The following is a 7,353-nucleotide window of genomic DNA, read 5'->3' as shown; positions in this document are numbered from 1 at the left end:
TGAGGCAGTTCCAGTTGTAGAACTGGTTACCCCAACATTTATTATAGAGCCCTTTAATTTTAAGGGAAATTTCACTTTATGCTCATTTTTTTTTGCAAAAAAATGTTGAGGCAGTTCCAGTTGTAGAACTGGTTACCCCAACATTTATTATAGAGCCACAAATTCACGGCTCGCTTAGAGCCGGGATTACTATCGTCAATAAGTATGTCTAGCGTCGCATCCAAGTCGGAATATCGAGATCCCGTCCTTTAAACGGTTCGATAACCGGAAGCCCATCCTTTCCGTCATTTTTTAAGATGGGCTTGGGATCAAAACCAGTAGCAATAACCGTTACGCGTACCTGATCTTCGAACATTTCATCAATGGTAGAACCAAAGATAATGGTAGCTTCAGGATCAGCGGCTTTGGCAATAATTTCGGCAGCCTCATTGACTTCAAATAACGTAGTGTTCGGACCGCCAGTAAAATTAAGCAATACCCCTTTTGCACCATCAATCGACATCTCTAAGAGTGGACTTTTAATAGCTGCTTCAACAGCCGCAATGGCTCGATTATCGCCGGTTCCAAAACCAATACCCATAAGCGCTGAACCAGCATCACTCATAATGGTTTTGACGTCAGCAAAGTCAAGGTTAATTAACGCCGGAACAGCAATAAGATCAGAAATTCCCTGTACACCCTGGCGTAATACATCATCAACAATCTTGAAAGCATCCACAATAGAAGTACGTTTATCAACAACCTGGAGCAAACGGTCATTAGGAATGGTAATCAACGTATCTACTTTTTCTTTAAGTTTAGCAATTCCCCGTTCGGCTTGGAGTTGGCGCTTACGACCTTCAAAAGTAAAGGGTTTAGTAACAACTCCTACCGTTAACGCTCCCACTTCTTTGGCACATTCAGCAACTACTGGCGCTGCACCTGTTCCTGTGCCACCACCCATACCAGCGGTGATAAAAACCATATCCGCACCTTTAAGTACCTTAATTATATCCTCCCGGCTTTCTTGAGCCGCTTTCTCACCGATCTCCGGGTTAGCACCTGCCCCAAGGCCTTTCGTTAACTTTTCACCAATTTGAATCCGATAAGTAGCTTGAGACCCAATTAATGCCTGCGCATCAGTATTTACAGTGATAAACTCCACGCCTTGCAGCCCGGCACCAATCATACGATTGACAGCATTATTGCCGCCACCGCCTACACCAATAACTTTTATAGAAGCAAACTGGTCTAAGTCCATGTCAAATTCCAACATTGCTAAGTTTCCTCCCTTTAATACCTATCAAAATTTCAATAATCGCTTTGCTTTATCAATAAAAACACTCCACGCACTATAGCCAGTCCTCGGTGCGCATGCAAAACTTCGAATACCGTGGTTTATGATACCATAACACACAGTATTTGCCGGATGTGCATATTCAGCAGCTAGGCGTTCTGGCTTCACCGTTTCGGTTTCAATTTGAAATACTCTGGCAACACAAGCTTTCATGCTAGGCATAGTCCCTAAGCCACCTGTTAGATAAATACGTGTAAAGGCCTGTTCTGGGTTAGGTAAATACTTATCCATTAATGGCTTAAGATAGTCATACATCAAAGTAGCAAGTTCATCGATTCTGCTTTCAATAATATCATACAAAAAATCAAAGTGAATATGTTTGTCAGTCGTTCCATAATCATTACAATCAAGAATAACACCCTGATTACGCAAATCAGGAGAAAGCCGGGAATAGTATCGCTTGATTTCCTCTGCATGAGCTTGACTGACGCCAAGTCCTTGCATTAAATCACTCGTTATGTAATCACCGCCTAACGGTAACGACGCCGAATAACAGAGGTTGCCACCAACATATAAAATCAGTTCAGTCGTACCAGCGCCAACATCCATAAAAATAAAGTTATCTGGCCTTCCTGGCAACTCATGTTTCATCGCCTCTGCAGCTAAAACACCACCAGCAACGATGCCAGTTACCTCGATTCCTTGGGCTTTAAGCGCCTCCGTAAGGTCTTTTTTTACTTTCTTAGGAGCTAATACTATGTGGCATTCTACCTCAAGGGGTGCTCCAGGGCGTACTGGCGATTGCTTACCTGGAAACACGTGCAAAATATCAACATCATCTTGAGTAACTGAAAACATGGCTGCTTTACAGGCACGTTCAACATCCGAACGAGTTACCGTTCCTGGGGTTGACAACGCAACACTCCCCATAGTATTTTGCGTAATAAGTACCAAACCATTAATCCCTAGATAAATCCCACCGACAGCTTGGTTATCAGCTGCCATTACAACACAATCTACTGCTTGTCTTATAGAATGAGCCAAAGCATTGATATCAGTCATAACCCCCCTGGCATATCCTGCTGTCGGGGCTGTTCCACTGCCTACAATCGCTACATTACCATTGCTCTGTAACTTTCCGGCAAATACTTTGACCATACCTGTGCCGACATCAATAGCTAATATAGTCTTTTTATTCATATTTCCCTCGCAGCACAGCATTATGTTTCTCCCAATACTTTCAACATAAGTAGCATTTTCCCTTTTTTTTTCAAAAGAAAATCCTTGTTTTTTTTATAACCAGTAGGTAATTCTCAAGACCGACAAAACACTGTCTGTTTTTCTTGAAACTGGAGAAAACTTATTTCTTTAAAAAATACCGCCGAATGATGGCCAAGTTTTGAAAAATCCGCAATCCAAAAGCTAATAATGCAACATAATATAAATCAATCCCCAGACGCTCGCCAATATAGACTAAACCGGCTGCCAAAAGAGCATTCGTAAAAAAACCAGTTATAAATACCGTATTGTCAAACTTTTCTTCAATAGCAGCTCTAAGGCCCCCAAATACTGAGTCTAGTGATGCCAGCAAAGCGACGGACATAAACTTTGCATATTCAAGTGGTACAGCCACCGGGAAAGAAATACCAATAATTACACCAATAATAAGTCCAATAATCGGCAGTACCATATTACCCTTCACCTTCCTTAACTGGCTTAGCGAACTCAAACCGGAAAGTACCTTTATATGCCGGGACCACAATCATATCTTGCTTCTTAATTGTTACCTGAATTCCCCAGAACTGCAATGTTTCGACAACACCGCCCCGCATTTTCAGCGCATTTTCCAGGGTGGTAGGATCGCCGATAGCCCGTACTTCATAAGGAGGTGAATAGCGGGAATTATTAACCGACAGAGTCGGCCCTGCACAGCGAATTTCTGAACTGGCAATAAGCCGCTGTTCATTAATCGATATTGCCTCAGCGCCTGCCGCCCACAATTCGTTAATGACTTTTAGGATATCATCGTCATGAATGAGATATAAATTAGGGTTTTCCCCAGGTTTAGCCGGCCGTTTACTATCATCAATAGTTACAATAATTCCTGGGCCTTGTACGGCCACGACACCGGCTCCCATCCTCACTCTCTCAAATTCCTTGAACGCCACCTCCACACCGGAAGTGCGTTTTAAATCTTGAACCTGTTTAGCCAGCGCATCCCGTTCCTTTTCTGTCTGGTGTAAACGTTGGGACAAGTCCTCCACCCTTTGATAGGGAATGCTTGACTTGATATCTTCGGTAGTACGAAATTGTACCGCCAACATAATTCCCAATACTACACAGACCAAGGCAATTGCAATTTGCCCCTGTTTAATAGGTAACAAGATATTCGACTCCTTTCAATGCTTTACACTTAATGATTACGAATTTTAATAATTGGCGAGGTATAATTAAGATCTATATATTCAACAGCCATTTTCTTTGTAGAAATCTCACGTAAAATCTCACCTGTTAATTTAGCTTTTTCTGTAAGCCGCTGATTGTTACCTACTCGAATACAAACCGAATTGGTAGTATAAGCCACAAGTTCATCAGCAGTTTTCATGTTCACTTCTGATAGTTGGTTTAATACTTCCTCATCCAGCGCCGCTAAGTAGGTTAATACATGTAAGAGCCCAGGATGATTGACTTGGTCGCCAACATAAACATTTCCCAAACGAATACCAGTAATAACAGGTACTTTTACCTGTTTTAAATTTTTATAAGCCATCATAACTATGCCTTGCCTATCAATTTCTACAAAGCCGTATTGATTAGCAACAAACGCCAGCGGTTGGCGTTCTTTAACTTGAATGGCAATGGTAGCTGGAAATTTTCTTTCAACTTGAACCTCAGCTACCCGCAAGTCGTTCATTAATCGCTCTCTTATTTCAGGAGTTTTCAATCGAAAAATATTTACTCGCTCCGGAACCCCCGCAACTCGCAACACTTCTTCAACGGTTATATACTTATTACCTTCAACAACTACTGTCCCTACAGTAAAATAAGAAGAGTTAATGAATAAAAAAAATGCTATCAGTACTGCTAAAGCTGCCAGACAAAACGCAAATCTCGCTGCTCGGCGCTTCCTGTCTGCTCTCAAGCGTTCTGCCGTTTGCATGCTATCACTCCTGTAGACACCTTCTGCAGTAATTATACACCGGATTGTCCGCTAAAGAAATAAAAAAATGAGCAGTAAATACTGCCCAATTTTATCTTTTACTGACGGCCATCAACAAAATACGCTCACACAATTCGCCAAAACTTATACCCACTGCCGCTGCCGCTTTAGGTACCAGGCTGGTAGCCGTCATACCAGGAACGGTATTGATTTCCAGAACATAAGGTTGGTTATCGCTGCCAAGCATGACGTCAACCCGACCGATCCCCCGACAGCCCAACAACTTATACGCTTCCAACGCTACGCGCCGGACATTGTCAGCAACTGCGGGCTCCAGTTTAGCTGGTACAATATATTCGGTAGCTCCTTTAGTATATTTTGACCGATAATCATACCGTCCGGATTGGGGCACTATCTCGATGATCGGTAATGCTTCCGGCTGTTCAGTACCAAGTATGGAAACAGTCAATTCTTTTCCGCGTATAAATTCTTCAACAACAATGTGGCCGCTGTACTTAAAAGCTTCTTGGACCGCAGCTTCAATCTCTTCGGCGTTTTCGACAATATTAACACCAATACTTGAGCCCTGGTCAGCCGCTTTTACTACTACTGGCACACCAAAGGTATCCAAAATCTCCTTTGCCAGCAAATCCAGAGCCATGTCCTGTTTACTGTATAGGCGTGAAGTCGGAGTTGGGATACCGGCAGATAGAAACAATCGTTTGGTTACCGCTTTATCCATGGCCATAGCACTAGCTAAAACCCCTGAACCTGTATACGGTATACCTAGCATTTCTAATGCTCCTTGCATCAGTCCGTCTTCACCATAAAGACCATGAATCGCATTAAATACTACTTCAATCTGCTCTGTTTTTAGCTGCTCAATAAAGTTTGGGGGATCAATATCTATACCAACAACATTATACCCTCTTTCTTGCAGTGCGGTTAAAATAGCCCGCCCGGTATTTAGCGATACTTCCCTTTCAGATGACGGTCCACCCATTACCACTGCAATTTTTTTGTTTTTCATAAATAAAATCCCCCTTTAGCTACCCTGTCTTAACAATTTGTGCTCCTAAAGACTGTAACTTTTTATCTAAATTTTCATAACCGCGCTCAATATGATATACCTGTTCAATCTCGGTGACTCCTTTGGCAGCTAATGCAGCCAAAACCAACGCACTGCCAGCACGTAAATCAGGCGCAGACACAATAGCTCCTGTCAGACTTGGCACCCCCCGAATAATGGCAGTACGCCCCTCTACTTTGATTTTAGCCCCCATCCGAGTAAGCTCATCAACATGCTTGAACCGGTTCTCAAAAATAGTTTCCGTAATAATACTGGTTCCCTTGGCAATAGTTACTAATGATAAAATAGGTGCTTGCAGATCGGTGGGGAAACCGGGAAAAGGCAGTGTTTTTATATCAACACCTCTAAGTTCTCCGGCCTTAATTCTAATATAGTTACTACCTGTTACGATTTGCGCGCCAATTTCCTGTAGCTTATCAGTTACCGAAAATAAATATTCTGGGATAATATTTTCAACCACGATATCGCCGCGCGTTATAACCCCTGCTATCAAAAAAGTTCCGGCTTCAATTCTGTCGCATATTACTGTATGTTCGGCAGGATACAGTTTATTTACACCATCAATCCTAATTGTGTCGGTACCTGCACCGCTGACCTTGGCACCCATTTTATTCAGCATAGCCTGTAAATCAACAATTTCCGGTTCGCGAGCCGCATTACGAATAATGGTAGTACCTTTAGCCAGTACGGCAGCCATCATGGCATTTTCGGTAGCACCAACACTAGGAAAATCAAAATGGACATCGCCCCCTGTCAACTCAGCAGCTTCAGCATCGATAAATCCAAAACTTTCATTAACTTTTGCGCCAATTCTCTCCAAAGCTTTAATATGTAGATTGATTGGCCGAGGTCCGATAGCGCAACCACCGGGGTAAGACATTCTCACTTTACGGAATCTGCCTAGTAGTGGCCCCATCAAAAATACCGAGGCTCGCATTTCACGCATCAAATGTTCAGGTACTTCAGCCTTACTGACATTGGTAGTATCAATCAGCATGGTATGTCCTTGTCTGGTTATTTTGGCTCCAAGCAATGTCAAAATATCCTGCATAGCCTTAATATCGCGTAAATAAGGTACCTCATGAATCACGCTGACACCAGAACATAGAAGTGTTGCTGCCATAATTGGCAAAGTGGCATTTTTCGCCCCACTGATTCGGACGCTGCCAGATAGTTGTACTTCTCCATTGACGATAAATTTCTCCATCGTCTTCCCTCCTAGAAAAGTACAATCACCCCTACATCTTATATCTATCTCTCTCGAATTTTTCTAATCTCTTTATGGATTATTCTTTTGCAAAAGTTTTTCTACTAATTCTTCGCCGGTCTCATAAATGTTACCAGCCCCCATGGTTATTACTAAATCTCCGGGTTCGACAATTTCAGCTAAATGTCGAGCAATTTTGCTTCTGTCCGATATATAAGTGACCTGCTGTCTAGATTGTCTCTCAATCTCTACTTTAAGACTTTCGCCGCTAACTCCGGGAATGGGTTCTTCTCCTGCTGAATAAATGTCAGTAAGAATCAGTAAATCAGCCGGAGTAAAAGCACTGCCGAACTCCTTGCATAAAAATTTAGTCCGCGTATACCGATGTGGCTGAAAAACACAAATTAAACGCTTAGGTTGTGTCTGGCGCGCACCAAGCAAAGTCGTAGTAATTTCCGTTGGATGGTGAGCATAATCATCCACTACCCAAACACCATTCACCCGTCCTTTAGACTGAAACCGGCGCTTAGCGCCCTGAAACAGGCCAAGAGCAGCCGCAATCTGGGAAAAACTAAGTCCAGCCTCAATTCCAACAGCCACTGCCGCCAAGGCGTTCGCCA

At 42.8% G+C, this 7,353-nt stretch carries 8 protein-coding genes; all 8 read right to left on the bottom strand.

What is annotated here, in order from left to right:
- Nucleotides 1–208: 208 nt before the first annotated feature.
- Nucleotides 209–1,255, bottom strand: a complete 1,047-nt coding sequence (gene ftsZ / locus AC29Z1_RS10830; protein ID WP_488271473.1) for a cell division protein FtsZ — start codon at nucleotides 1,253–1,255, stop codon at nucleotides 209–211.
- A 27-nt stretch (nucleotides 1,256–1,282) separates the two neighbouring features.
- On the bottom strand, nucleotides 1,283–2,476 hold the full coding sequence (locus AC29Z1_RS10825) for a cell division protein FtsA (protein WP_488271472.1): 1,194 nt from the start codon (nucleotides 2,474–2,476) through the stop codon (nucleotides 1,283–1,285).
- A gap of 160 nt (nucleotides 2,477–2,636) precedes the next feature.
- Nucleotides 2,637–2,966, bottom strand: coding sequence for a small basic family protein (locus AC29Z1_RS10820; RefSeq protein WP_488271471.1), 330 nt, complete (start codon nucleotides 2,964–2,966; stop codon nucleotides 2,637–2,639).
- A 1-nt stretch (nucleotide 2,967) separates the two neighbouring features.
- Nucleotides 2,968–3,660 carry a DUF881 domain-containing protein gene (locus AC29Z1_RS10815; RefSeq protein WP_488271470.1) on the bottom strand — a complete coding sequence of 231 codons (693 nt, stop codon included), beginning with the start codon at nucleotides 3,658–3,660 and terminating at the stop codon, nucleotides 2,968–2,970.
- 29 nt (nucleotides 3,661–3,689) lie between these two features.
- Nucleotides 3,690–4,436, bottom strand: coding sequence for a cell division protein FtsQ/DivIB (locus AC29Z1_RS10810; protein ID WP_488271469.1), 747 nt, complete (start codon nucleotides 4,434–4,436; stop codon nucleotides 3,690–3,692).
- A gap of 91 nt (nucleotides 4,437–4,527) precedes the next feature.
- On the bottom strand, nucleotides 4,528–5,466 hold the full coding sequence (locus AC29Z1_RS10805) for a D-alanine--D-alanine ligase family protein (RefSeq protein ID WP_488271468.1): 939 nt from the start codon (nucleotides 5,464–5,466) through the stop codon (nucleotides 4,528–4,530).
- Nucleotides 5,467–5,485: 19 nt separating this feature from the next.
- Nucleotides 5,486–6,733 carry a UDP-N-acetylglucosamine 1-carboxyvinyltransferase gene (murA, locus tag AC29Z1_RS10800; RefSeq protein ID WP_488271467.1) on the bottom strand — a complete coding sequence of 416 codons (1,248 nt, stop codon included), beginning with the start codon at nucleotides 6,731–6,733 and terminating at the stop codon, nucleotides 5,486–5,488.
- Nucleotides 6,734–6,805: 72 nt separating this feature from the next.
- Nucleotides 6,806–7,353, bottom strand: a 548-nt coding sequence (locus AC29Z1_RS10795) for a glutamate ligase domain-containing protein (protein WP_488271466.1), incomplete at its 5' end; no start/stop codon positions are given.

This window comes from Sporomusa sp. (assembly GCF_057736855.1).
The sequence above is the reverse complement of the archived record's forward strand: the minus strand, read 5'-3'. Positions and strand labels throughout refer to the sequence as shown.

Bases quoted from the DNA above. Each gene is read 5' to 3' on its own strand.
- AC29Z1_RS10810 (WP_488271469.1), bottom strand. From the start codon at position 4,436: ATGCAAACGGCAGAACGCTTGAGAGCAGACAGGAAGCGCCGAGCAGCG.
- AC29Z1_RS10820 (WP_488271471.1), bottom strand. From the start codon at position 2,966: ATGGTACTGCCGATTATTGGACTTATTATTGGTGTAATTATTGGTATT.
- AC29Z1_RS10805 (WP_488271468.1), bottom strand. From the start codon at position 5,466: ATGAAAAACAAAAAAATTGCAGTGGTAATGGGTGGACCGTCATCTGAA.
- AC29Z1_RS10825 (WP_488271472.1), bottom strand. From the start codon at position 2,476: ATGAATAAAAAGACTATATTAGCTATTGATGTCGGCACAGGTATGGTC.
- murA (WP_488271467.1), bottom strand. From the start codon at position 6,733: ATGGAGAAATTTATCGTCAATGGAGAAGTACAACTATCTGGCAGCGTC.
- ftsZ (WP_488271473.1), bottom strand. From the start codon at position 1,255: ATGTTGGAATTTGACATGGACTTAGACCAGTTTGCTTCTATAAAAGTT.